This window comes from Bacillus sp. N12A5 (genome assembly GCF_026790125.1).
Taxonomy (GTDB): Bacteria; Bacillota; Bacilli; order Bacillales; family Bacillaceae; genus Bacillus.
This window is the reverse complement of record NZ_JALAMR010000005.1, coordinates 104,904-128,574: the sequence shown is the minus strand read 5'-3', so window position 1 is coordinate 128,574 and position 23,671 is coordinate 104,904. Positions and strand designations below refer to the sequence as shown.

The window sequence follows — 23,671 nt, the reverse complement described above, 5'->3', positions numbered from 1 at the left end:
CGGAAAAGAAAAACGAAAAGGGGGGATGCGCTTTACTTACAAGCCGGCAGGTCTGAGAGCTGCTTTACTGTACAGAGGGCGATCTTCCTTTTTTCATTTTCTATCTCAAGATCTTTTGGTAAACTAATAAGACTCAATAATTCCCTGCCGTACAGCAAGCATCTTATTTGCCGAGGGCATTCGTCTGAATTATGATAAGATTAACCCGAACAAATAAAGCTTTTTTGTATGGTTGATGTTGTATAGGAAAAGAAAGGACCGGTCCGATTTGAATACATTGATTCAAGAAGCCATAAAATTAGTTGAAGCAGGAGAAACAGAAAAGGGTCTCAATACTCTCTCGAAGGCCGAAAAACAGCTGCATGATGAAGATAAAGCCATTGCAGCCCAGCTTTATTACGAGTGGGGCAATGTGGAAAAAGCAATATCACTGATCAGTGATTTACATGACTTATATCCAAATGAAACAGAACTGACGAATTTTTACGCTGAACTTTTAATAGATATTGACGAAGAAGAAAAAGCTCTCGCTGTGCTGGAAACCATTCCGGAAACAGATCCATCATATCCGGAAAGTTTGCTGCTGATGGCGGATCTTTATCAGATGCAGGGGCTATTCGAAGTCAGTGAACAAAAGCTTTTACAGGCTAAGTCCATTCTGGACAATGAACCCGTTATTGACTTTGCGCTGGGCGAACTTTACTTTACTCAGGGAGCCTATGCAAAAGCGGTTCAATATTTTAAATCAACGGCTGAGGAGCAGAGTGAGATCGGAGGCGTTAATGTCCATCAAAGATTGGCAGAATCGTTAAGTGCCTCAGGTGAATTTGAAGATGCCATTCCATGGTACGAGAAAGCGGTTGATGAGAATCCTGAACCTAATACGATTTTCGGCTATGGGTTTACAGCCTTACAGGCGGGGCTTGTTAAAACAGCGATTAAGCAGCTGTCTGATTTAAAAGGGCTGGATCCATCTTATTCTTCACTTTATATGCCGCTTTCGAAAAGCTATGAAGCTGAAGGGATGTATGAAGAGGCATTAGAAACGGCAAAAGAGGGTATCAGATATGATGAATATAACAAAGAACTTTTCCTCTATGCTGCAAAAATGGCCTTAAAAATCGGAAAGTCAGAAGATGGGAAGAAGCTGCTCCAAGAGGCGCTTGCGCTTGATCCGGGTTTCGTCGAGGCACTTCATACGCTTCTTGCCGTGTATCATAAAGAAGAGGATTATGAACAGATCATTGATCTTATTCAAGAGGTGCGCGGCTATGGAGAAGAAGATCCGAAATACAATTGGTATCTTGCGAGCGCATATACCGAATTAGAGCAGTACGAAAAAGCAAAACAATCCTTTGAGGCTGCCTTTCTTCACTACCGGGAGGACAGAGATTTCTTATATGAATACGCAAGCTTCCTATTAGAAGAAGGCCTTCAGCAAGAAGCACTGCCGCTTTTGAAAAAGGTTCTGGAAATGGACGGAGCCAATGAAGAGCTGGAAGAAACGATTTTGCGAATCGAGGATGAATTTTCTAGATAAGCAGGAATATTCACCTTTCATGTGGAACATATAAGTATATAGATTATACGAACGATAGAGGAGGGAATTACATGCAGACCCCTGTTTCTGTCAATGAGAAAAAGGATTTTATCCGTTGGTTTTTAAACCATTATCAGTTAAAGCGCCGAGAGTGCGTTTGGATCTTGAACTACTTAATGAGCCATGATTCTCTCATGGAGAAGGTTCATTTTGTAGAGCAGGCAGAATTTTGCCCGAGAGGCATTATCATGTCAACACATTGTGTTGAAGAAGTTCCGTTTCGGTTCTATAAAGAGAATGTCATGACAACCGACGCGGAAAAATCTTTTCATGATATTCGATTAAATAAACAGCAGGATTTGTTTATCCAGCTTAATTTCCGATCAGCATACAGCTCTCCTGAGTATGCCGCAGTGCTGGAGTCCAACCCTCATATTCCGAAGGATCTGTTTGAAAACAAAAAAGATCAGGGCTTGGCTGAACAAATTTTAGAGCACGCTATTTCCACATTCCAAAGAGAAAAATTATTAAAAGACATTGACGATGCGCTTGATCGTCATGATAAAGAAGCATTTGAACAATTATCGCGGCAATTGAATCAGCTCACATAATATAACCAGCCTTGCAATGTATTGCAAGGCTTGCTGTCGTAAAGGGGGAGAACAATGAGGTGGAGAATCACTGATGCCAAGGACTATTTACAAGCTAAAGATTACATTGATACCGCTGTCATTCCATTAATTAACATAAGGGCGGGGAGCCATTTCAAAATGGCTGCGGAGAAAGGCGAATTTACGCAGCTTCTGTCAGAAGAACTGGAAAGGCAGTTAAAGGGACGGGTATATTTACTGCCCCCTTATACATATGTTGATAGAAATGAAAATACCGTTCAAGGGCTTAAAGATTTGTGGGAAGAGCTTATATCAGAATTTCCGCATGTTGTGATGCTCACGTCTGATGATAGTTGGAATCGTGAGGATGCGTTAGGCAAAATCATTGTTACACCGTCTGTTCCGTTAGAGCATTTAAATGACTCTTTAAAAAGAAAAATATTAGATGAACGCACTGCTGAAATTTTGAACGTTTTGTTACAGTTGTGGAGCACATCATAAAAACACTTACATTTCCTTATGAACAATATTTTGGCTATATTGACCTTGCTGAGAGATTCATATATTATGAGGGTGTCTAGAGTTATTGTAATATTTTCTATTTTAGTCAGTTTGCAGGGGTGACCTAGAGGGGGGAGAAGAGATGGGCGGAAAACATGATATATCCAGACGTCAATTTTTAAATTATACGCTTACAGGCGTAGGGGGTTTTATGGCGGCTAGTATGCTCATGCCTATGGTTCGCTTTGCACTCGACCCGGTATTAAAATCGACTGGAAAGCAGGATATGGTTCAGGTTGTCAGCGTAGATGAGTTGACAAAAGAGCCTCAGCGCTTTGATTTCAAAATTAATCAAGTCGATGCCTGGTATGAGTCGGAAGAGTCGAGATCAGCCTGGGTCTTCAAAAACGGGGATGAAATTGTAGCACTTTCGCCAATTTGTAAACATTTGGGATGTACGGTGAACTGGAATAGTGATCCTAAAAATCCGAATAAATTCTTTTGTCCATGCCATTACGGACTGTATGAAAAGGACGGCACCAATGTCCCTGGCACGCCGCCGCTTTCGCCTCTTGATCATTATGAGCAAGAAGTAAAAGACGGCTTCCTGTATCTTGGAAAAGCAAAGCCTAAGGGGGAAGGGTGACATGCTGAACAAAATTTATGATTGGGTAGATGAGCGGCTTGATATTACACCGATGTGGAGGGATATTGCCGATCACGAAGTGCCGGAACATGTAAATCCCGCCCATCATTTCTCTGCGTTTGTGTATTGCTTTGGGGGACTGACGTTTTTTGTAACCGTTATCCAAGTGTTATCTGGAATGTTTTTAACGATGTATTATGTGCCTGATATCAAAAATGCCTGGGAATCAGTCTATTATCTGCAAAATGAAGTGGCTTTCGGCCAGATTGTCAGGGGAATGCACCACTGGGGTGCGAGTCTGGTCATTGTAATGATGTTTTTACATACGCTGAGGGTCTTTTTCCAGGGGGCGTATAAAAAGCCGCGCGAGCTGAACTGGATTGTCGGTGTGCTGATCTTTTTTGTCATGCTCGGGCTTGGCTTTACAGGCTATTTGCTTCCTTGGGACATGAAGGCTCTGTTTGCAACAAAAGTCGGGCTGCAGATCGCTGAAGCCACGCCTTTGATCGGGACGCAAGTCAAAACACTCCTTGCGGGGCACCCGGATATTGTAGGCGCCCAAACGCTGACTCGGTTTTTTGCGATCCATGTATTCTTTCTTCCTGCCGCATTGTTCGGGCTGATGGCTGCACATTTTATTATGATTCGGAAGCAGGGGATTTCAGGACCGCTTTAAACTCTTGATCTGCGAATAAAAGGGAGGGGATGACATGCACCGGGGCAAAGGGATGAAATTTGTAGGCGACTCAAGGATACCGGCTGAAAAAAAGCCGAATATACCAAAGGATTATTCGGAGTATCCCGGTAAAACAGAGGCTTTCTGGCCGAATTTCTTGTTGAAGGAATGGATGGTTGGAGCTGTCTTTTTAATCGGTTTTCTTGTTTTGACAATTGTGCATCAGCCGCCTTTGGAGCGGATGGCGGACCCGACTGATACTGGTTATATTCCGCTGCCGGATTGGTATTTTCTATTCTTATACCAGCTGTTGAAGTATGAATACGCCGCTGGAAGTTTTACGGTGGTCGGTGCCATGATTATGCCGGGGCTCGCTTTTGGCGCCCTGCTTTTGGCGCCGTTCCTTGACAGAGGAACAGAAAGAAGGCCGTGGAAGCGTCCTGTCGCTGTCGGTATGATGCTTCTGGCCATTTCCGCCGCTGTGTTTTTAACATGGCAGTCAGTTGCTACTCACGATTGGGCGAAGGCAGAAGAACAAGGGAAAATCACAAAAGAAGCTGACATTGATACCAGTGCAGAGGGATATAAGATTTTTAAGGAGCAGGGCTGTATTTCTTGCCATGGGGATAACCTTCAGGGAGGAGCGGCTGGTCCTTCATTGGTTGACAGCGGACTGAAACCGGAAGAAATTAAAAAAATTGCTGTTGAAGGGAAAGGCCAAATGCCGGCGGGTGTGTTTAAAGGGAATGATAAGCAGCTCGAAGAACTTGCGAAATTTATTTCTGAAACAACCGCAAAATAACGTATTGTGAATTGTGAATTGGAAGGATATACTTTTATTATCAAAAGCTGACCAGGCGTCAGCTTTTTTATATGGACACATTATTTTTTACAGACTGAGAGTTGATATGATGTGAAATGGTTTCAATATGTGTTAGGACAGCGGCCGATGCTTATTCTAGTCTTAGCCATTAATTTTCTGGGAACGGTTTACGGATACTATTGGTACATGCCGCAGCTTCTGGAGACACCGGCCCGTTTCCTTATTTTTGTTCCGGACAGCCCGACAGCAACGTTTTTCTTTCTGTTTGTGCTGCTCGCCTTTATCATGAAACGGAATGTGCGATTGTTTGAGGCGCTAGCGCTAGTCACCCTCGTAAAGTATGGCCTGTGGGCGGTCGTAATGAATGTTCTTGTGCTGGCTGTAACAGGTGACCTGCCGTGGGAGGGCTATATGCTGATTGCCTCGCATTTTGCAATGGCAGTCCAAGGGGTGTTGTACAGTCCGTATTTTCGTTTTTCATTTTGGCATCTTGCAATTGCGGCCGTCTGGACGCTGCATAACGATGTGATTGATTACTTGTTTGGAATGATGCCGCGGTACTCCATGCTTTCAGATTATATGACTGACATCGGGTACGGAACATTTTGGCTGAGCATCTTTTCAATCGGGCTGGCTTACTTTCTTGTCGTTTCGAAAAAGCGAACGAAGCTTGATCTGATGTAAGGACAATGTTGGTCTATCCTTGTCCCTTTCTTCATATTCTGTAAGGAGAGAGAGTGGGAGGGACCTGCATGAAACGAAAGCTGACGATCTGTTTGTTGCTTGCTCTTATTTTTTATAATGGAAATGCCAAGGCTGCAGAGCGGGGAAGCCTCGAGGAATTGAATGATTTATCCGATACGGTCTTTCAAATGACCCGCCAGTCGAAATACGAAGAGGCGCTGCAAGTCCTTGCTTACTTTGAAAAAACTTTAAAATCCGCTGAAAAAAAACAGCAAGACCCCACACTAACCGGAGCCCAAATCCGTCAAATCACGCTGGGCTATAACGATATGGTACGGAGTTTGAAACAGGCTGACACGTCTGATACACAGAAACTCAGAGCAGCTGCGCAGTTTAGGATGCTGATGGATGCGGTTGACAATCAGTCCGATCCGCTTTGGGGCTCATTGGAAAAACCGATTATGGAAGCCTTTGCTGAACTGAAGAAGGATGTTCAAAAGAATGAAAGCATGAGCTTTCATGAAAAGTGGAATGAGTTTATCAGTTTATATGACTTGATTTATCCGAGTCTTACAATCGATGTATCAGAGGAGCAGCTTGAAACAGTCGGAAAACATATAGACGTCATTGAGCAAGATGAATTTCAGCAAATGACTGAGAGCACGAAGCTTGAACGGCTGTCCCTTCTTCAGCATGATCTAAAAAATCTTTTTGACAGGGTGGAGGAGGATGATGCCGATCCGTCTTTACTCTGGGTGATGATCACAACCGGCAGTATCATCATTACAGCTCTCTCCTATGTCGGCTACAGAAAATACAAAGCGGAGAAAAAAAAGCAGAAAAAACGGGACTACCCTAAATAAGCATGAGGGGCGGCAGCAGCCGCCTTTTTTCTCATGTCAGCGAGGAAGCGGATTCTTATTTTCATCAAGCGTAAATCCTTCTCCGAGCACATCGTGGACATCGCTTACCGCTACAAAGGCATGAGGATCAATGGAGTTAATCACACTTTTCAGCATCACCAATTCGTTTTTCGGCACCACACAATAAAGGACATCTATATTCTCTTTTGTATAGGAACCCTGCCCTTTCAAAATGGTGACGCCCCGTTCCATCTCTTCAAGAATCTTTTTCTGGATCAGGTCATTTTTCGAAGAAATAATGGTCGCCCCTTTAGCAGCGTATCCGCCTTCCTGAATAAAATCAATTAACCTTGCCGCTACAAATACTGCCACCAGAGTATACATCGCTTCTTTATAGGAGAGGTAAGTAAGCAAAGACAAAATGATGACGCAAGCATCAAAAGCAAACATCGTTCTGCCCATCGGAATCCCCAAATACTTATTGACCAAACGGGCGATGATATCAACTCCGCCTGTCGTACCGCCATACTTAAAAATAATGCCCAATCCGGCTCCGATAAACACGCCGGCAAATAAAGCAGCGAGCGCTAAGTCATGCTGAAGAGGCATATGTATTTCATATCGCTGAAAAATGCTGAGGAACACGGACAAGGCTACAGTGCCAACAAGGGTATAAACAAACATTGTCCTGCCAAGCAAACGCCAGCCAATAAAAAAGATCGGAATATTCAAAACCAGGTTCGAGATAGAGGGACTGATGTGGAAAAGGGCATAAAGCAAAAGTGTGATACCTGTAAAACCGCCCTCAGCCAGATTATTTTGCATATTGAAATGAACCAAGCCAAATGAAAAAACCGCCGCTCCGATTAAAATGAAAAATATGTTTTTTAATCTAATTTCTCCAAGCATCACACAAAACCCCTTTTCCTTCCATTAGATAGCATTTATATTATAGTGAATGAAAAAGAAAACAGCAAACGTGCTTAAACATTTGTCAAACGTATCTGAATTAGCTAACATGTAAGAGGATGATAGGAGGTTTCGTGCAGTGAGTGATAAAACAATGAAAGATATACAGGCTGAAGTAGACCGTTACATCGGGCAATTTAAAGAAGGATATTTCAGCCCGCTTGCCATGATGGCGAGGCTGACTGAAGAACTGGGCGAGCTTGCCCGGGAAGTCAATCATCGTTATGGAGAAAAACCAAAAAAAGCGACTGAAGATGATAAAAGCATGGAAGAGGAAATGGGAGATGTGCTGTTTGTACTGGTTTGTTTAGCCAACTCTTTGGATATTTCTTTAGAGGAAGCCCACGACCGAGTCATGCATAAATTTAATACAAGAGATAAAGATCGCTGGACCAGAAAAGAAGAAGGAAAGTAGAGGAGATCAAGATGTCAAACGAAACAATTAAAGTAGTCATTGCAGGACCGCGTGGTAGAATGGGGCAGGAAGCTGTTAAATTGGCGGAACGAACACCTCATTTTGACCTTGTTGGGGCCATAGATCATACATACGACCGGCAAAAATTATCTGATGTGATGTCTGTTGATTCAGATGCCCTGATATACACAGATATCCACGCCTGTTTTACTGAAACACAGCCGGATGTCTTGATTGATTTAACAACGCCTGAAATCGGAAAAGTACATACGAAAATTGCATTAGAGCACGGAGTTCGTCCAGTTGTCGGGACAACCGGTTTCTCCGAAGCAGATTTAAAAGAGCTCACCTCTTTAACAGAAGAGAAGGGAATCGGCGCCATCATCGCTCCAAACTTTGCGCTTGGTGCGGTGCTAATGATGAAATTTTCAAAAATGGCTGCCAACTACTTTGAGGATGTTGAGATTATTGAGCTTCACCATGACCAGAAGCTTGACGCACCAAGCGGAACGGCGCTTAAAACAGCGGAAATGATTTCAGAAGTTCGTAAAGAAAAGCAGCAAGGACATCCGGATGAAAAAGAAATTCTCCCAGGAGCACGTGGAGCGGAGCAAAATGGTATCCGTTTACACAGCGTCCGTCTTCCGGGACTGATTGCTCACCAGGAGGTTATGTTCGGCATGGATGGCCAAACGCTTCAAATCCGCCATGATTCCTATAACCGTGCTTCATTCATGTCAGGTGTTAAACTGTCAGTCGAGCAAGTCATGAAGATTGATCAGCTTGTATACGGATTGGAAAATATCATTGATTAGATGAGACAGGGGGATAAATGATGAAAATTGCTCTGATCGCGCATGACAAGAAAAAACAGGATATGGTTCAATTCACAACTGCCTATCGGGATATTTTAAGTCATCATGATCTATACGCAACCGGAACAACAGGGTTGAAAATTCAAGAGGCGACAGGTCTTCACATTGAACGTTTTCAATCCGGCCCTTTAGGGGGAGACCAGCAAATCGGGGCGCTGATCGCAGTCAATGCACTCGATCTTGTCATCTTTTTGCGCGACCCGCTGACCGCGCAGCCGCATGAACCGGATGTCTCGGCATTAATCCGGTTATGTGATGTGTATTCCATTCCGCTCGCCACAAATATGGGTACTGCGGAGATCCTTGTCCGCACACTTGATGAAGGTGCTTTTGAATTCCGCAATCTTCTTCGGGGAGAAGAGCCGAATGTATAATACTGACGTTCTTGCTTTTGGTGCCCACAGTGATGATGTCGAGATTGGAATGGGCGGCACAATTGCGAAGTTTGTCAAACAGGGAAAAAAAGTAATCATATGCGACTTAACAGAAGCGGAACTCTCTTCAAACGGAACAGTCAGTTTACGTAAAGAAGAAGCAGCGGAAGCAGCCCGTATATTAGGTGCAGATAAAAGAATTCAGCTGACGCTTCCTGACCGCGGCCTGATAATGAGTGATCAGGCAATTCGGGAGATTGTCGGTGTCATCAGAACCTGCCGGCCAAAAGCAGTCTTTATGCCATATAAAAAGGATCGCCATCCGGATCACGGAAATGCAGCTGCACTGGTTGAAGAAGCGGTTTTTTCCGCCGGAATCCATAAATATAAAGACAAAAATAGCCTTTCTGCGCATAAAGTAAGTAAGGTTTACTACTATATGATAAATGGTTTTCATCAGCCTGATTTTGTGATTGATATCTCGGAAACAATAGAGGCAAAGAAACAAAGCCTCAATGCCTATAAAAGCCAGTTTATACCTTCAAAGAATTCAGTTTCAACGCCTTTGACAAATGGCTATATCGAGATCATTGAAGCGAGAGAAAAGCTTTACGGCAAAGAAGCGGGTGTGGAGTATGCCGAAGGTTTCTTTTCCAAACGGATGCTAATGCTCGATCATGATGTGCTTGGGGGCGAACAATGAAAAAACTTAAAATAGGGATCACATGCTATCCGAGCGTCGGAGGCTCAGGTATCATTGCGACAGAACTGGGGAAGCAGCTTGCTGAAAAGGGACATGAAATCCATTTTATCACGTCAAGCATTCCGTTTAGACTGAATACATATCACCCCAATATTCATTTTCATGAAGTTGAGGTTAATCAATATGCTGTTTTTAAGTATCCTCCGTATGATTTGTCGTTGGCCAGCAAAATTGCTGAGGTGGCGGAGCGGGAGAATTTAGACATTATTCATGCACATTACGCTCTCCCGCATGCAGTTTGCGCTTATCTTGCAAAGCAGATGCTGAAACGCAATATCGGAATTGTGACAACTTTGCACGGCACGGATATCACGGTGTTAGGGTATGACCCGTCCTTAAAAGATCTTATCCGTTTTGCCATTGAGGCATCAGACAGGGTAACCGCTGTCTCCTCAGCGCTTGCAGCTGAAACGTACGATTTAATTAAACCGGAGAAAAAAATCGAAACGATTTATAACTTTATAGACGAGCGCGTGTATCTGAAGAAAAATACAGAGGCGATAAAAGAGAAACATGGTATTTTACCGGATGAGAAAGTTGTCATCCACGTGTCCAACTTCAGAAAGGTTAAACGTGTACAGGATGTCATCCGTGTATTCCGTAATATCGCCGGCAAGACGAAAGCAAAATTGCTTTTAGTCGGAGACGGTCCGGAGAAGTCGACAGCCTGTGAGCTTGTCAGAAAATATGGATTGGAAAACCAGGTCTTAATGCTTGGAAATCAAGACCGTGTTGAGGAGCTTTATTCCATTAGTGATTTGAAGCTGCTGCTGTCTGAAAAAGAAAGCTTCGGCCTTGTCCTGCTTGAAGCAATGGCTTGCGGGGTGCCTTGTATCGGAACGAACACTGGCGGTATCCCGGAGGTTATTAAGAACAATGTGAGCGGGTTTTTGGTGGATGTCGGCGATGTTGCAGCTGCAACAGCCTGCGCGATGCATATTTTAGAAGATGAACAGCTAAGCAAGCGGTTTACAGAGGCGGCAATGGAAATGCTGAAAAATGAATTTTCCTCACAAAAAATTGTCAGCCAGTATGAACAGATTTATGCCGATTTAGCAGAACCGGAGTGATCACATGGAACAAGTTTTTATCAAAGCGCTTCCCGTGCTCCGCACCTTAATCGAAGCGGGCCACCAGGCTTATTTTGTCGGAGGCGCAGTTCGTGACAGCTATATGAAACGAACGATCGGAGATGTCGATATCGCGACTGATGCAGCACCGGATCGAGTAGAACGGCTGTTTCAGCGGACAGTTGATGTAGGCAAAGAGCACGGGACCATCATTGTGCTCTGGGAAGATGAAACCTATGAAGTCACGACATTCCGGACTGAATCGGAGTATGAAGATTATAGAAGGCCGTCAGACGTACAATTTATCACATCTTTAGAAGAGGATTTAAAACGCAGAGATTTGACGATTAATGCGATGGCCATGACAGCGGACGGACAGGTGCTTGATTATTTTGGCGGCAAGAAAGATATTGATCAGAAGCTGATTCGAACTGTCGGAAAGCCTGAGGACAGATTTCAAGAGGATGCGCTTCGCATGCTGAGAGCCGTACGCTTTATGAGCCAGCTTGGCTTCACGCTTTCACGAGAAACACAAGAAGCGATCACGAAGGAAAAAGCACTCTTATCCCATGTTTCAGTTGAACGGAAAACAATAGAGTTCGAGAAGCTGCTGCAGGGAAGAGCGTCCCGTCAGGCGCTCCAAACACTGATTCAAACAGGGCTGTATGAGGAACTGCCTGGTTTTTACCATAAACGAGAAAACCTGATGGCTGCGAGCAGCTTTCCATTTTATGATTTAACATCCCGTGAGGAGCTTTGGGCTGCGCTTTTAATTGATCTGAACGTAGAATTAAAAGATGCGCCGCTTTTCCTGAAAGCCTGGAAGCTCCCAGGAAAAGTAATGAAGGAAGCCATTCACATTGTCCATACATTTGGCCAAAGCCTTGACGAAATGTCAATGTACAGAGCCGGGGAAAGAGCACTGCTTTCAGCGGCCAAAATATCGCAGCTGCGGCGAAACGAAAAACTGGATGAAGAAAAATTGAAGGACATTCAAAACGCTTATCAAAGCCTGCCGATCAAAAGCCTTAAGGATCTTGATTTCACGGGTAAGGATTTGCTTGCGCTGCGAAACCGGCCCGCCGGAAAATGGGTGTCGGAAGAATTACAGCGGATTGAGCAGGCTGTTGTGACAGGAAAGCTCTCCAATCAAAAGAACCACATAGAGGAGTGGCTGAAGACATGCGATCAACATTAAGAAAAGATCTTATTGAATTATTTTCTCAGGCCGGGAATGAATTTATTTCCGGCCAAAAAATCAGTGATGCCCTCGGCTGTTCCAGAACTGCTGTGTGGAAGCATATTGAAGAGCTTCGGAAAGAGGGCTATGAAGTAGAAGCCGTCAGAAGAAAAGGATACCGGCTCATCAAAAAACCCGGGAAACTCAGTGAAAGTGAAATTCGCTTTGGACTGAAAACGGAAGTGATGGGGCAGCATCTTATTTATCATGACGTTCTATCAAGCACGCAAAAAACAGCTCATGAGCTGGCGAATGATAACGCACCGGAAGGCACTCTCGTGGTGGCTGACAAACAAACGTCCGGCAGGGGACGAATGTCAAGGGTGTGGCATTCTCAAGAAGGAAACGGCATTTGGATGAGCCTGATTTTGCGGCCAGACATACCGCTTCAAAAAACACCGCAGCTTACCCTGCTTGCTGCAGTAGCTGTTGTGCAGGGAATAGAAGAGGCAGCAGGCATCCAGACGGATATAAAATGGCCTAATGATATTTTGATCAACGGAAAAAAAACAGTTGGCATCTTAACAGAAATGCAGGCCGAGGAAGACCGCGTACGCTCAGTCATCATTGGCATCGGCATTAACGTTAACCAGCAGCCGGAGGATTTCCCTGATGAACTGAGGGACATCGCCACAAGCCTCGGCCAAGCTGCCGGAGAAAAAATTGACCGGGCCGGCATCATCCAGCATATCCTGCTTTCCTTTGAAAAACGGTACCGGGATTATATGACGCACGGTTTTACACCGATTAAGCTTTTATGGGAAAGCTATGCGTTGGGAATCGGCACTCATATGAGGGCCAGAACATTAAACGGAACATTTTATGGGAAGGCGTTAGGTATAGATGATGAAGGCGTTCTTTTGCTAGAAACAAATGAAGGCATTAAAAAAATCTATTCTGCCGATATTGAATTGGGCTAATGTGTTGGTACAAGCCCGTTGATTTTGGTATACTTCCATTGGGCAGTATCGCCTGCGAACTGCACCTATATAAATAGATAGACATTGCAGCAGTCTGCCTTGATCCAAAAAAGGACTGGGACAGAGGGATGAAACTCGCCGAACTTTAGAAAGTGAAGAATCCTTCTCGTTGTAACGGAAGGTTTTTTTGGCTTGCAGAAGAGAACGGCAGATCATCTCCTCTAAACTTGAGGAGGAGAAAACATGAAAACAAAACTGGATTTTCTAAAAATGAAGGAGTCTGAAGAACCGATTGTCATGCTGACCGCTTATGATTATCCGGCGGCTAAGCTTGCTGAACAAGCGGGAGTTGACATGATTTTAGTCGGTGATTCACTCGGAATGGTCGTCCTCGGCCTCGATTCAACTGTCGGTGTAACGGTTGCGGACATGATCCATCATACAAAAGCGGTTAAAAGAGGCGCACCGAATACATTTATCGTAACCGATATGCCGTTTATGTCTTATCACCTGTCCAAGGAAGATACACTGAAAAATGCAGCCGCTATCGTTCAGGAAAGCGGAGCTGACGCACTGAAGCTTGAGGGCGGGGAAGGCGTGTTTGAATCCATTCGCGCATTGACGCTCGGAGGCATTCCGGTTGTCAGTCACTTAGGCTTAACACCGCAGTCAGTCGGTGTATTAGGCGGATATAAAGTGCAGGGCAAAGACGAGCAAAGCGCCAAAAAATTAATAGAAGACAGTATAAAATGCGAAGAAGCAGGAGCAATGATGCTTGTGCTGGAATGTGTGCCTGCAGAACTCACAGCCAAAATTGCCGAGATGCTAAGCATACCGGTCATCGGAATCGGGGCTGGTGTGAAAGCCGACGGACAAGTTCTCGTTTATCATGATATTATCGGCCACGGTGTTGAGAGAACACCTAAATTTGTAAAACAATATACGCAAATTGACGAAACAATCGGAACAGCAATCAGCGGATATGTCCATGATGTAAGACATCGTGCTTTCCCTGAACAAAAGCATTCCTTTCAAATGAATCAGACAGTGCTGGACGGCTTGTACGGAGGAAAATAGGATGAGACAGATTACAGATATTTCACAGCTCAAAGAAGCCATAAGACAATATCAGTCAGAGGGAAAGTCAATCGGATTTGTGCCGACGATGGGGTTTCTGCATGAGGGGCATTTAACCCTGGCAGACAAAGCGAGACAAGAAAATGACGCAGTCGTTATGAGCATTTTTGTGAATCCTGCCCAATTTGGCCCTAATGAAGATTTTGAAGCTTATCCTCGCGATATTGAGCGGGATGCGGCTCTTGCAGAAAAGGCCGGAGTAGATATTCTTTTTACACCAGATGCTCGTGATATGTATCCTGAGAAGAATGTCACGATTCACGTTGAAAGGCGCACAGACGTTTTATGCGGCCGATCAAGAGAAGGACATTTTGACGGGGTTGCGATCGTACTGACGAAGCTTTTCAACCTTGTGCAGCCGACTCGCGCCTATTTCGGTTTAAAGGATGCACAGCAGGTGGCAGTTGTTGATGGCTTAATCAGCGATTTCTTCATGGATATTGAATTGGTTGCTGTCGATACGGTCAGGGAGGAAGACGGCTTAGCCAAAAGCTCCCGCAATGTATACTTAACTGCTGAGGAAAGAAAAGAAGCCCCTAAGCTGTATCAGGCCCTTCAATCAAGTGCAGAGTTGGTCAGAGCCGGTGAAAGGGACCCTGAAGCGGTGATAAACGCCGCTAAAGAAATCATTGAAACGACAAGCGGCACCATTGACTATGTGGAGCTTTATTCCTATCCGGAACTTGAGCCTGTGACCATCATAGAAGGTAAAATGATTCTGGCTGTTGCAGTTGCTTTTTCAAAGGCGCGTTTAATAGATAATATCATTATTGATATTCGAGAAATGGAGAGAATATAATATGTATCGCACGATGATGAGCGGCAAGCTTCACAGGGCAACTGTTACGGAAGCAAACTTAAACTATGTGGGAAGCATTACGATTGATGAAGATCTCCTTGATGCGGTAGGAATGCTTCCTAATGAAAAAGTGCAAATTGTGAATAATAATAATGGAGCGCGCTTGGAAACGTATATAATCCCGGGCAAACGCGGAAGCGGCATCATCTGCTTAAACGGTGCAGCCGCACGCCTTGTGCAGGAAGGCGATAAAGTCATTATTATTTCCTACAAAATGATGTCTGATCAAGAAGCGGCAAGCCATGAGCCGAAGGTAGCTGTTCTGAATGATCAGAACAAAATTGAACAAATGCTGGGGAACGAACCGGCCGGCACAGTTTTGTAAAAGAAAAGCCCCCTTTATCGGGGGTTTTCTTTTAAGATTTTGAGAGTAAAACGGTTTTGCCGCTCCATTTCCGCACAAAACGTGTTACACTTTTGTCGTATGCAAGAATTGAGGTGTCCATTTTAATGAAAAAGCAACGGTTCGTTGTTATAGATGTAGAAACAACAGGGAATTCGCCAAAGAAAGGCGATAAAATCATACAAATCGCAGCGGTTGTAATCGAAAATGGACAAATTACTGAGCGGTTTTCAAAATATATTAATCCAAATAAATCCATTCCTGCTTTTATTGAGCAGCTTACTGGAATCTCCAATCAAATGGTAGAGCATGAACAGCCGTTTGAAGCAGTGGCTGAAGACGTGTTCCATTTGCTTGACGGCGCTTATTTTGTCGCCCACAATATCCATTTCGATCTTGGATTTGTCAAGTATGAGTTACATAAGGCGGGCTTTCAGCTCCCGGATTGTGAAGTGTTGGATACTGTTGAGCTCTCCCGGATTGTTTTTCCGGGATTTGAGGGATATAAGCTGACCGAATTAAGCGAGGAGCTTCAGCTTCGGCATGATCAGCCGCATCGGGCTGACAGCGATGCTGAAGTCACAGGGCTTATTTTTTTGGAAATCCTTGAAAAGCTGCGGCAGCTGCCTTATCCGACATTAAAGCAGTTAAGAAGGCTTTCGCAGCATTTTATCAGTGATCTGACGCATTTGTTGGATATGTTCATTTATGAAAACAGACATACCGACATACCGGGTTATGTGCGTTTTTCTTCCTTTTCTGTCAGAGAGCCTGAATCGTTCAATGAACGTGTCAATGAAGACAGTGACTTCTCATTTGAGATTGAAAATTGGGAAGCGGGAAATGAAAAAGCTTTGTCTGAGTTAATGCCTGGGTATGAAAAAAGAGACGGCCAAATAATGATGATGAAAGAAGTGGCTGAAGCGTTTGACAATCGTGAGCACGCGTTGATTGAAGCTCCTCCGGGAATCGGAAAAACGATTGGCTACCTTATTCCGGCTGCGCTTTTTGCCAAGAAATCAAAAAAGCCGGTCATCATCAGCACGTATTCAACGCTCTTGCAGCAGCAGATTCTGACAAAGGATTTGCCGATTGTCCAAGACCTGTTTCCATTTCCGGTAACAGCGGCGATTTTAAAAGGGCAATCGCATTATTTATGCCTGTATAAATTTGAACAGGTGCTTCATGAAGATGATGATAATTATGATGCCGTACTGACAAAGGCACAGCTCCTTGTTTGGCTGACAGAGACAAACACAGGAGATGTAGCTGAACTGAATTTACCCTCAGGCGGAAAATTGCTGTGGGATAGGTTGGCTTATGACGATGAATCCAATAAAAGAAGTCGCAATGAGAGTGTGACCGGCTTTTATGAACGGGCTAAACAGATTGCCATGCGTTCCGATTTGGTCATCACCAACCACTCTCTTTTGCTGACCGATGAAGGCAGCCGGAAAAAGAGACTCCCTGACAGCGGAACATTTATTATTGATGAAGCACATCATTTTGAACGGGCTGCAAGCGAACATTTAGGAAAAAGAGCCACCTACATAGAATTGCACTCTAAATTGAGCAGAATCGGCACCCTGAAGGAGCATGGGCTTCTAAAAAAAATGAGACAGCTATTCCAGCGAAACAGCCTGCCGGTTGATTCGTTTTTCGAATTGGAAGAGTGGATTCAGCATATTCAATTAGAAAGTGATGCTTTCTTCAGCTCTGTGCACTCTTTTGTCAAACGAAGAAAACCTAAAGAAGACTTAAACCGTCTAGTCTTTAAGGTGAACAAAGAAAGCCAGGATAAAAGCTGGCCGATTTTAACGGATGGAGCAGAGAGGCTTTGTTCCATGCTGGCACATTTACAGCAGCTCTTTGAGGCACAGTCTGCCCTCATGGAAAAACACCTTACCAGTATGAAGAGCAAAACCGCCTTTTTAACTGATGAATATCAAAGAAGCATGAAAGACTTACAGCGTTACTGTCAAACTTTACAGCAGCTGTTTTTTGAGTCTGATGACGATGAAGCGGTTTGGATTGAAATAGACGCGAAGGGAGCAAAAAATGCGGTGGCCATTTACGCACAGCCGCTTGAACCTGGTGAACTTCTGGCTGATCAGTTTTTCGCGCGCAAAAACAGTGTGGTGTTAACATCTGCAACCCTTACAGTCGAAGATTCTTTTCAATATATGATCGAACGGCTGGGGCTCGGTGACTTTTTCCCGCGAACCATGAGAATTGAGTCGCCTATTTCTTACGATGAACGCATGCGGGTAATGATTCCAAAAGAAATGAAATCAATCCAAGATACGGGGCAAACTGAATTTATACAGGATACTGCCCGTTATATTGAACTGATGGCAAAAGAAAAACAGCCCAAAATCCTTGTGCTGTTTACATCGCATGATATGCTGAAAAAGGTTCATCAGGAGCTTAAGCACGGAATGAGTGCTTCCGGCATTCAGCTATTAGCGCAAGGAATAACAGGCGGAAGCCCCGGCAAACTGATGAAAACTTTTAAAACATCCAATCAGGCAATCCTGCTTGGCACAAATCATTTTTGGGAAGGCGTTGATTTCCCTGGTGATGAGCTGACAACAGTCATGATCGTGAGGCTTCCATTCCGGTCTCCTGATCACCCGCTTCATGCTGCGAAATGTGAGCTTGCCCGCAAAAAAGGCCGGAATCCGTTTCAAACAGTGTCACTTCCGGAAGCGGTGCTGACCTTCCGGCAAGGAATCGGCCGCTTGCTGCGGACAGCAGGTGACAAAGGGACGATTGTCATATTGGACAGACGGATTAAAACCGCTGGTTACGGCAGGCTGTTTCTCGATGCCCTGCCGACAACCTCCGTATCCGAAATGACTGACAGTGAGCTTGAGGATTACGTTGCGGGGAAAAAAGAGTAAAAGCCGCATAAAGCGGCTTTTGCGGTGTGGGAGTAGGATGGTGTTTTATTTTAAAAGCGGTTTTGCCGCTCTGTGATACTAGTATGGCGTGTCCTGAAATGGAGTATGACTAACAATATTTGTTCAAAATGGAGGATGAAAAAATGGAAAGCAAAATCGAAATTCTTTCAACAATTAATGTAGAGCATTCTGATGATCTGTATAAAATTGTAGACACACTGAATCGCACACTGAAAAGAGACAATCTGATGTTCGGCCTTGCGCTGGATGAGGAAAACAAAAACCAAGCCGTTTTTACCATTTATCGTACGTAGGTGAGAAGATGAGAAAAAAAGCATTAATATTTACCGTCATTTTTGGTATTATTTTTTTAGCAGTACTTCTTGTCTCGGCAAGCATTTATAAATCAGCCATGGCACAAAAGGAAGAGGGGCACGAAGCAGCAGCTGCTGAAGCTAAAAAAGAAACCGATCTCACCAGCGTTGATCAAGTCGAAACATTTGTCGGAAAAGAAAAATATTATGTTGTAAAGGGAACAGACAAAAAAGGCAGCAAATTATATGTCTGGGTTCCTGCTGATAAAAAAGCAAAAATTCTCTCAAAAGAAGCAAAAGAGGGAATATCGGAAGACAAAGCGGCGAAAATCATACAGGATGAAGGGCTGGTTTCAAAGCAAAAAGAGGTTCACCTGGCAAGAGAAGGAAACGTCCTGCTTTGGGAAGTAACGTACTTAAACAAAGAAGGCCAATACAGTTTAAGTTATGTGGACTTTACAACTGGAAAGATTCTCAAAAATATCACGCCTTAAGACGAATTAGGGGGAGTTCAAGTTGAAACTGGCAAAAAGAGTATCCGCATTAACACCGTCTACTACACTGGCAATCACAGCGAAAGCAAAAGAACTGAAAGCAGCGGGCCATGACGTCATTGGTCTAGGGGCAGGGGAACCAGACTTCAATACACCGCAGCACATTATTGATGCCGCTGTACGTTCAATGAATGAAGGCCACACAAAGTACACGCCTTCAGGGGGTCTCGCTGAACTAAAAAACAGTATTGCAGAGAAATTTAAACGCGACCAGAAGATTGAATACAAACCGTCTCAAATTATTGTCTGCACTGGTGCCAAGCATGCTCTGTACACCCTTTTCCAAGTGATTTTGGATGAAGGAGATGAAGTCATTATTCCAACACCTTACTGGGTAAGCTATCCTGAGCAGGTGAAACTCGCTGGCGGAACGCCTGTTTATGTAGAAGGGCTTGAGGAAAATCATTTCAAAATTTCTCCTGAACAGCTGAAAAATGCGATCACAGAAAAAACAAAAGCGATCGTCATTAACTCTCCAAGCAACCCGACTGGTGTCATGTATACTGAAGAAGAGCTGGCAGCGCTTGGTGAGGTGTGCCTCCAACATGACATCCTGATTGTGTCTGACGAAATTTATGAAAAACTTACATATGGCGGAAAGAAACATGTTTCTATTGCACAGCTGTCTGACAGACTGAAAGAGCAAACGGTCATTATAAACGGCGTATCAAAGTCACACAGCATGACGGGCTGGAGAATCGGCTATGCAGCTGGAGCAGAAGACATTATAAAAGCGATGACGAACCTTGCAAGCCACAGCACGTCAAATCCGACATCCATCGCACAGTACGGAGCAATTGCTGCTTATAACGGGCCTTCTGAGCCGCTGGAAGAAATGAGAGAAGCATTTGAACATAGATTGAACACAATCTATGCAAAGCTCGTAGAAATCCCTGGATTCAGCTGTGTGAAACCAGAAGGCGCTTTTTACTTGTTCCCGAATGCAAAAGAAGCAGCTCAATCTTGCGGTTTTAAAGATGTAGATGAATTTGTTAAAGCGCTTCTCGAGGAGGAAAAAGTTGCGATTGTTCCAGGGTCCGGATTCGGCTCTCCTGAAAATGTCCGTCTTTCTTACGCAACCTCGTTAGATCTTCTTGAAAAAGCGATTGAAAGAATCAAGCGTTTTGTAGAAAAACATAGCTAACAGATCAAAAAGCGGCTGACAAAAAAGCCGCTTTTTATCTGCATTGACCCGGTTAGTTAAGAGCGGGTATAATAAAGTGATGATAAAAGAGTTCGCGGGGCAATAAGCTTCCGAATGTCTTTCTTGTTTTGGAGGGAAATATGTTGAAAACAACAATCAACCAAGTGTACAAGCACGTAGGTGAGGAAGTAACGATCGGAGCTTGGGTCGCTAATAAGCGTTCAAGCGGGAAAATTGCGTTTTTACAGCTGCGGGACGGTACCGGCTTTATTCAAGGTGTCGTAGTAAAAGCGGAAGTGGAAGAAAGCATCTTCCAAACAGCTAAATCAGTGACACAGGAAACGTCACTCTATATAAAAGGGATTGTCAAAGAGGACGAGCGTTCTCCGCTTGGATATGAACTAGCCGTGACAGATATTGAAGTTATTCACGAAGCGACTGATTATCCAATTACGCCAAAAGAACACGGTACGGAGTTCTTGATGGATCACAGACATTTATGGCTTCGGTCAAAACGCCAGCATGCGATCATGAAAATCCGTAATGAAATCATTCGCGCGACGTATGAATTCTTTAATAACGAAGGCTTCGTAAAAGTTGATCCGCCAATTCTGACTGGAAGCGCACCTGAAGGGACAACAGAGCTCTTTGCGACAAAGTACTTCGATGAAGATGCTTACCTGTCTCAAAGCGGCCAGCTCTACATGGAGGCTGCAGCTATGGCGTTAGGAAAAGTATTTTCTTTCGGCCCGACCTTCAGAGCGGAAAAATCTAAAACAAAACGCCACTTGATCGAATTCTGGATGATCGAACCGGAAATGGCGTTTGTCGAATTTGAAGAAAACCTTCAAGTACAGGAAAATTACGTTTCTTTCATCGTGCAATCGGTTCTTAAGAATTGCAAGATTGAATTAAACACATTGGGTAGAGACACGTCAAAACTCGAGCAAATCAAAGCTCCTTTCCCAAGAATTACGTATGATGAGGCGATTGAGTTCCTGAAAGAAAAAGGCTTTGACGATATCGAGTGGGGGGACGACTTTGGGGCGCCTCATGAAACAGCGATTGCTGAACACTATGACAAACCGGTATTCATCACCCGCTATCCAACGTCCTTAAAACCGTTCTATATGCAGCCTGCTTCTGACCGTGAAGATGTCGTGCTTTGTGCAGATCTCATTGCGCCGGAAGGCTATGGTGAAATCATCGGCGGATCTGAGCGAATTCACGATATGGAACTTTTGGAAGCGCGTCTTAAAGAACACGGACTGGATTCTGACGCATATAAATGGTATGCTGAACTTAGAAAATATGGATCAGTTCCTCATTCCGGCTTCGGCCTTGGATTAGAGCGGACAGTAGCTTGGATCAGCGGAGCGCCTCACGTTCGTGAAACCATTCCGTTCCCAAGACTGTTAAACCGTCTATATCCGTAATACATTCAAATGAAACAAGAAAAAGAGTCTCCTGCAAGGGAGACTTTTTACAGTAAAGGGGAAATCACAATCCTTTACAGTAAGAGGTGTGACGATGAAAAAACATCAGTTTATTGATATGCAGGAACAGGGAACGTCAACAATCCCTAATCTCCTGCTCACGCATTACAAACAGCTCGGGCTGAATGAAACAGAGCTTATTCTCCTGCTGAAAATCAAAATGCATTTAGAAAGAGGATCTTATTTTCCTACACCGAATCAGCTGCAGGAAGGTATGTCAATCTCTGTTGAGGAATGCACAAACAGACTGCGGATGTTTATTCAGAAAGGCTTTCTGTTTATTGAAGAATGTGAAGACCAAAACGGCATCAAGTTTGAGAAATACTCTCTACAGCCTTTATGGGGCAAGCTGTACGAGTATATACAGCTTGCACAGACTCAAACACAGGAAAGAAAAGCAGAAGGGGAACAAAAAAGCCTTTATACCATTTTTGAGGAAGAGTTCGCCAGACCCTTATCACCTTTGGAGTGTGAAACACTGGCCATTTGGCAGGACCAAGATCAGCATGACGCGCAGCTGATCAAACACGCGTTAAAAGAGGCTGTACTATCAGGGAAACTCAGCTTCCGTTACATTGACCGCATTTTATTTGAGTGGAAGAAAAACGGGCTGAAAACTGTAGAGCAAGCTAAAGTTCACAGCCAAAAATTCCGGAAGGTACAACAAAAGCAGAATGAACCGCAAAAAGAGTATAAAAGGCAGGTTCCTTTTTACAATTGGCTTGAACAATAAAGTGAAAAGGTGACAATCGTGTTAAATCTAAAACAAATTGAATTCTGTTTAGACAAGATAGGCGACATGTTTCCCCACGCAGAGTGTGAACTGGTTCATTCCAATCCTTTTGAATTAGTGGTGGCAGTCGCTTTATCTGCGCAATGTACAGACGCACTTGTAAACAGAGTGACCAAAACATTATTTCAAAAATATAAACGGCCGGAAGACTATTTGGCTGTTTCGCTGGAAGAGCTTCAGCAGGATATAAAATCAATCGGTTTGTATCGCAATAAAGCGAAAAACATCCAAAAACTGAGCAAAATGATTATTGAAGATTACGGTGGAGAAGTACCGAGAGACCGTGATGAGCTTGTCAAACTGCCAGGTGTCGGAAGAAAGACAGCCAACGTCGTGGTGTCTGTTGCTTTTGGCGTGCCGGCCATTGCCGTAGATACCCATGTGGAGAGAGTCAGCAAGCGTTTAGGAATCTGCCGTTGGAAGGACTCAGTCTTGGAAGTGGAAAAGACGCTGATGCGCAAAGTTCCAAAAGAAGACTGGTCCGTTACCCATCACCGGCTTATCTTCTTCGGCAGATATCACTGTAAAGCCCAATCTCCGCGCTGTGCGGAATGTCCGCTGCTTTCTCTGTGCAGGGAAGGGCAGAAGAGAGATAAAAAAGGACTGGTGAAACGATGATGCAAGCAAAAGAAGTGTTGGCTTCCTATGAAAAAGACTTGCGCAGTATCGGCCAGCTGAGCTTCTCGGATATGAAAGAGGCATTGCGGATCAACCCCCTGTATTTTGATTATTGCACTAAATCTGAAGGCGTTTTGCCATGGAAGGAAAGCGGCAAGTACGTTCCGATTTTATTTGAAGTGTGGGATGACATCAAAGCATCACTTCTCCCAGTCTTTCAAACACGAAAATCGAGATGTGACCAAAACGAAATGCTAAAGGGCATTGTATGTTTGCTGGCTTCGTTTCACTGGACAGCAGGTGAACGGGTAAGAACGCTTGATTGGCCAGAACTGACGAAGAAAACATTTCCCGCAAAGCCGATCAATTGGGCTGAACGAGTGGAATTTATTCTTCTAAAGCCGACCCAATACCATTGTTTTATTCAGCTTGATGAGCTGTTTACTGAAATGCAAAAGCATTTTTATAAATATCATGCGATGAATCGATAAAATCCTCCCCCTTAAAAGGGGAGGGTTTTTATTATGAAGAAAAAAGCCA

General features: G+C 44.0%; 27 protein-coding genes. 26 read left to right on the top strand and 1 reads right to left on the bottom strand.

Annotated elements, in window-relative coordinates; all coding sequences use genetic code 11:
• The first annotated feature begins 268 nt into the window (after positions 1–268).
• From MOC09_RS06620 to ypjB, 8 genes are all read left to right on the top strand, one after another.
• Positions 269–1,540 carry a tetratricopeptide repeat protein gene (locus tag MOC09_RS06620; protein WP_268360321.1) on the top strand — a complete coding sequence of 424 codons (1,272 nt, stop codon included), beginning with the start codon at positions 269–271 and terminating at the stop codon, positions 1,538–1,540.
• A 71-nt stretch (positions 1,541–1,611) separates the two neighbouring features.
• Entirely contained in the window at positions 1,612–2,151 is a 540-nt protein-coding gene (locus MOC09_RS06615) for a ReoY family proteolytic degradation factor (protein ID WP_003225551.1), read from the top strand.
• A 54-nt stretch (positions 2,152–2,205) separates the two neighbouring features.
• Positions 2,206–2,652, top strand: coding sequence for a YpiF family protein (locus tag MOC09_RS06610; protein ID WP_268360322.1), 447 nt, complete (start codon positions 2,206–2,208; stop codon positions 2,650–2,652).
• Between the two features lie 142 nt (positions 2,653–2,794).
• Positions 2,795–3,298: a ubiquinol-cytochrome c reductase iron-sulfur subunit gene (locus MOC09_RS06605; RefSeq protein ID WP_004398062.1), complete on the top strand. Its 504-nt coding sequence runs from the start codon at positions 2,795–2,797 to the stop codon at positions 3,296–3,298.
• 1 nt (position 3,299) lies between these two features.
• On the top strand, positions 3,300–3,974 hold the full coding sequence (gene qcrB / locus MOC09_RS06600; RefSeq protein WP_003225560.1) for a menaquinol-cytochrome c reductase cytochrome b subunit: 675 nt from the start codon (positions 3,300–3,302) through the stop codon (positions 3,972–3,974).
• 34 nt (positions 3,975–4,008) lie between these two features.
• Complete coding sequence (locus tag MOC09_RS06595; protein ID WP_268360323.1) at positions 4,009–4,776, top strand: c-type cytochrome; 768 nt, start codon at positions 4,009–4,011, stop codon at positions 4,774–4,776.
• A 111-nt stretch (positions 4,777–4,887) separates the two neighbouring features.
• Positions 4,888–5,481 (top strand): DUF1405 domain-containing protein, encoded by a 594-nt coding sequence (locus MOC09_RS06590; protein ID WP_268369974.1) that lies wholly within the window; start codon positions 4,888–4,890, stop codon positions 5,479–5,481.
• 68 nt (positions 5,482–5,549) lie between these two features.
• The gene (ypjB, locus tag MOC09_RS06585; protein ID WP_268367307.1) at positions 5,550–6,344 is read left to right on the top strand and encodes a sporulation protein YpjB; all 795 of its coding nucleotides are present in this window, start codon (positions 5,550–5,552) and stop codon (positions 6,342–6,344) included.
• A 36-nt stretch (positions 6,345–6,380) separates the two neighbouring features.
• Here the strand turns inward: ypjB and MOC09_RS06580 are convergent, their stop codons facing one another.
• Positions 6,381–7,253, bottom strand: coding sequence for a YitT family protein (locus MOC09_RS06580; protein ID WP_268369972.1), 873 nt, complete (start codon positions 7,251–7,253; stop codon positions 6,381–6,383).
• 139 nt (positions 7,254–7,392) lie between these two features.
• On the opposite strand from MOC09_RS06580, the gene MOC09_RS06575 reads away from it, so the two are divergent.
• The 18 genes from MOC09_RS06575 (at position 7,393) to MOC09_RS06490 (ending at position 23,622) form a co-directional block, all read left to right on the top strand.
• Complete coding sequence (locus tag MOC09_RS06575) at positions 7,393–7,728, top strand: nucleotide pyrophosphohydrolase (protein ID WP_004398044.1); 336 nt, start codon at positions 7,393–7,395, stop codon at positions 7,726–7,728.
• An 11-nt stretch (positions 7,729–7,739) separates the two neighbouring features.
• On the top strand, positions 7,740–8,543 hold the full coding sequence (gene dapB, locus MOC09_RS06570) for a 4-hydroxy-tetrahydrodipicolinate reductase (RefSeq protein WP_268369970.1): 804 nt from the start codon (positions 7,740–7,742) through the stop codon (positions 8,541–8,543).
• 20 nt (positions 8,544–8,563) lie between these two features.
• On the top strand, positions 8,564–8,977 hold the full coding sequence (gene mgsA, locus MOC09_RS06565; protein WP_268369968.1) for a methylglyoxal synthase: 414 nt from the start codon (positions 8,564–8,566) through the stop codon (positions 8,975–8,977).
• Positions 8,970–9,680, top strand: a complete 711-nt coding sequence (gene bshB1 / locus MOC09_RS06560; protein ID WP_268369966.1) for a bacillithiol biosynthesis deacetylase BshB1 — start codon at positions 8,970–8,972, stop codon at positions 9,678–9,680. The genes mgsA and bshB1 overlap by 8 nt, the downstream gene beginning before the upstream one ends.
• Positions 9,677–10,810 (top strand): N-acetyl-alpha-D-glucosaminyl L-malate synthase BshA, encoded by a 1,134-nt coding sequence (bshA, locus tag MOC09_RS06555; RefSeq protein ID WP_268360329.1) that lies wholly within the window; start codon positions 9,677–9,679, stop codon positions 10,808–10,810. Before bshB1 ends, bshA begins: the two co-directional genes overlap by 4 nt.
• Before the next feature lie 4 nt (positions 10,811–10,814).
• A complete protein-coding gene (locus MOC09_RS06550; RefSeq protein WP_268360330.1) occupies positions 10,815–12,008 on the top strand; it encodes a CCA tRNA nucleotidyltransferase in 1,194 nt (397 codons plus the stop codon).
• A complete protein-coding gene (locus tag MOC09_RS06545; protein ID WP_268360331.1) occupies positions 11,993–12,970 on the top strand; it encodes a biotin--[acetyl-CoA-carboxylase] ligase in 978 nt (325 codons plus the stop codon). The genes MOC09_RS06550 and MOC09_RS06545 overlap by 16 nt, the downstream gene beginning before the upstream one ends.
• Positions 12,971–13,213: 243 nt before the next feature.
• Positions 13,214–14,047 (top strand): 3-methyl-2-oxobutanoate hydroxymethyltransferase, encoded by an 834-nt coding sequence (gene panB, locus MOC09_RS06540; protein ID WP_268360332.1) that lies wholly within the window; start codon positions 13,214–13,216, stop codon positions 14,045–14,047.
• 1 nt (position 14,048) lies between these two features.
• Entirely contained in the window at positions 14,049–14,906 is an 858-nt protein-coding gene (gene panC / locus MOC09_RS06535) for a pantoate--beta-alanine ligase (protein ID WP_268360333.1), read from the top strand.
• A 1-nt stretch (position 14,907) separates the two neighbouring features.
• Positions 14,908–15,291 (top strand): aspartate 1-decarboxylase, encoded by a 384-nt coding sequence (gene panD / locus MOC09_RS06530; RefSeq protein ID WP_268369963.1) that lies wholly within the window; start codon positions 14,908–14,910, stop codon positions 15,289–15,291.
• A 125-nt stretch (positions 15,292–15,416) separates the two neighbouring features.
• Positions 15,417–18,212, top strand: coding sequence for an ATP-dependent DNA helicase DinG (dinG, locus tag MOC09_RS06525; RefSeq protein ID WP_268369961.1), 2,796 nt, complete (start codon positions 15,417–15,419; stop codon positions 18,210–18,212).
• 143 nt (positions 18,213–18,355) lie between these two features.
• Positions 18,356–18,526 carry a YpmA family protein gene (locus MOC09_RS06520; RefSeq protein WP_003225588.1) on the top strand — a complete coding sequence of 57 codons (171 nt, stop codon included), beginning with the start codon at positions 18,356–18,358 and terminating at the stop codon, positions 18,524–18,526.
• An 8-nt stretch (positions 18,527–18,534) separates the two neighbouring features.
• Positions 18,535–19,020 (top strand): cell wall elongation/penicillin-binding protein regulator TseB, encoded by a 486-nt coding sequence (gene tseB, locus MOC09_RS06515; RefSeq protein WP_268360337.1) that lies wholly within the window; start codon positions 18,535–18,537, stop codon positions 19,018–19,020.
• Positions 19,021–19,042: 22 nt separating this feature from the next.
• Complete coding sequence (gene aspB / locus MOC09_RS06510) at positions 19,043–20,224, top strand: aspartate transaminase AspB (protein WP_268360338.1); 1,182 nt, start codon at positions 19,043–19,045, stop codon at positions 20,222–20,224.
• Between the two features lie 143 nt (positions 20,225–20,367).
• A complete protein-coding gene (gene asnS / locus MOC09_RS06505) occupies positions 20,368–21,660 on the top strand; it encodes an asparagine--tRNA ligase (protein WP_268360339.1) in 1,293 nt (430 codons plus the stop codon).
• Between the two features lie 94 nt (positions 21,661–21,754).
• Positions 21,755–22,453: a DNA replication protein DnaD gene (gene dnaD, locus MOC09_RS06500; RefSeq protein ID WP_268367309.1), complete on the top strand. Its 699-nt coding sequence runs from the start codon at positions 21,755–21,757 to the stop codon at positions 22,451–22,453.
• A gap of 18 nt (positions 22,454–22,471) precedes the next feature.
• Complete coding sequence (gene nth / locus MOC09_RS06495; RefSeq protein WP_003225594.1) at positions 22,472–23,131, top strand: endonuclease III; 660 nt, start codon at positions 22,472–22,474, stop codon at positions 23,129–23,131.
• Entirely contained in the window at positions 23,128–23,622 is a 495-nt protein-coding gene (locus MOC09_RS06490; protein ID WP_268360341.1) for a YpoC family protein, read from the top strand. Before nth ends, MOC09_RS06490 begins: the two co-directional genes overlap by 4 nt.
• The last annotated feature ends 49 nt before the right edge of the window (positions 23,623–23,671 follow it).

Coding starts and splice junctions, on each gene's coding strand:
- mgsA (WP_268369968.1), top strand. CDS start 8,564: ATGAAAATTGCTCTGATCGCGCATGACAAGAAAAAACAGGATATGGTT.
- MOC09_RS06610 (WP_268360322.1), top strand. CDS start 2,206: ATGAGGTGGAGAATCACTGATGCCAAGGACTATTTACAAGCTAAAGAT.
- dnaD (WP_268367309.1), top strand. CDS start 21,755: ATGAAAAAACATCAGTTTATTGATATGCAGGAACAGGGAACGTCAACA.
- tseB (WP_268360337.1), top strand. CDS start 18,535: ATGAGAAAAAAAGCATTAATATTTACCGTCATTTTTGGTATTATTTTT.
- MOC09_RS06595 (WP_268360323.1), top strand. CDS start 4,009: ATGCACCGGGGCAAAGGGATGAAATTTGTAGGCGACTCAAGGATACCG.
- panC (WP_268360333.1), top strand. CDS start 14,049: ATGAGACAGATTACAGATATTTCACAGCTCAAAGAAGCCATAAGACAA.
- panD (WP_268369963.1), top strand. CDS start 14,908: ATGTATCGCACGATGATGAGCGGCAAGCTTCACAGGGCAACTGTTACG.
- MOC09_RS06580 (WP_268369972.1), bottom strand. CDS start 7,253: ATGCTTGGAGAAATTAGATTAAAAAACATATTTTTCATTTTAATCGGA.
- MOC09_RS06490 (WP_268360341.1), top strand. CDS start 23,128: ATGATGCAAGCAAAAGAAGTGTTGGCTTCCTATGAAAAAGACTTGCGC.
- MOC09_RS06520 (WP_003225588.1), top strand. CDS start 18,356: ATGGAAAGCAAAATCGAAATTCTTTCAACAATTAATGTAGAGCATTCT.
- bshB1 (WP_268369966.1), top strand. CDS start 8,970: ATGTATAATACTGACGTTCTTGCTTTTGGTGCCCACAGTGATGATGTC.
- MOC09_RS06615 (WP_003225551.1), top strand. CDS start 1,612: ATGCAGACCCCTGTTTCTGTCAATGAGAAAAAGGATTTTATCCGTTGG.
- dinG (WP_268369961.1), top strand. CDS start 15,417: ATGAAAAAGCAACGGTTCGTTGTTATAGATGTAGAAACAACAGGGAAT.
- MOC09_RS06605 (WP_004398062.1), top strand. CDS start 2,795: ATGGGCGGAAAACATGATATATCCAGACGTCAATTTTTAAATTATACG.
- panB (WP_268360332.1), top strand. CDS start 13,214: ATGAAAACAAAACTGGATTTTCTAAAAATGAAGGAGTCTGAAGAACCG.
- MOC09_RS06550 (WP_268360330.1), top strand. CDS start 10,815: ATGGAACAAGTTTTTATCAAAGCGCTTCCCGTGCTCCGCACCTTAATC.
- qcrB (WP_003225560.1), top strand. CDS start 3,300: ATGCTGAACAAAATTTATGATTGGGTAGATGAGCGGCTTGATATTACA.
- ypjB (WP_268367307.1), top strand. CDS start 5,550: ATGAAACGAAAGCTGACGATCTGTTTGTTGCTTGCTCTTATTTTTTAT.
- dapB (WP_268369970.1), top strand. CDS start 7,740: ATGTCAAACGAAACAATTAAAGTAGTCATTGCAGGACCGCGTGGTAGA.
- bshA (WP_268360329.1), top strand. CDS start 9,677: ATGAAAAAACTTAAAATAGGGATCACATGCTATCCGAGCGTCGGAGGC.
- MOC09_RS06545 (WP_268360331.1), top strand. CDS start 11,993: ATGCGATCAACATTAAGAAAAGATCTTATTGAATTATTTTCTCAGGCC.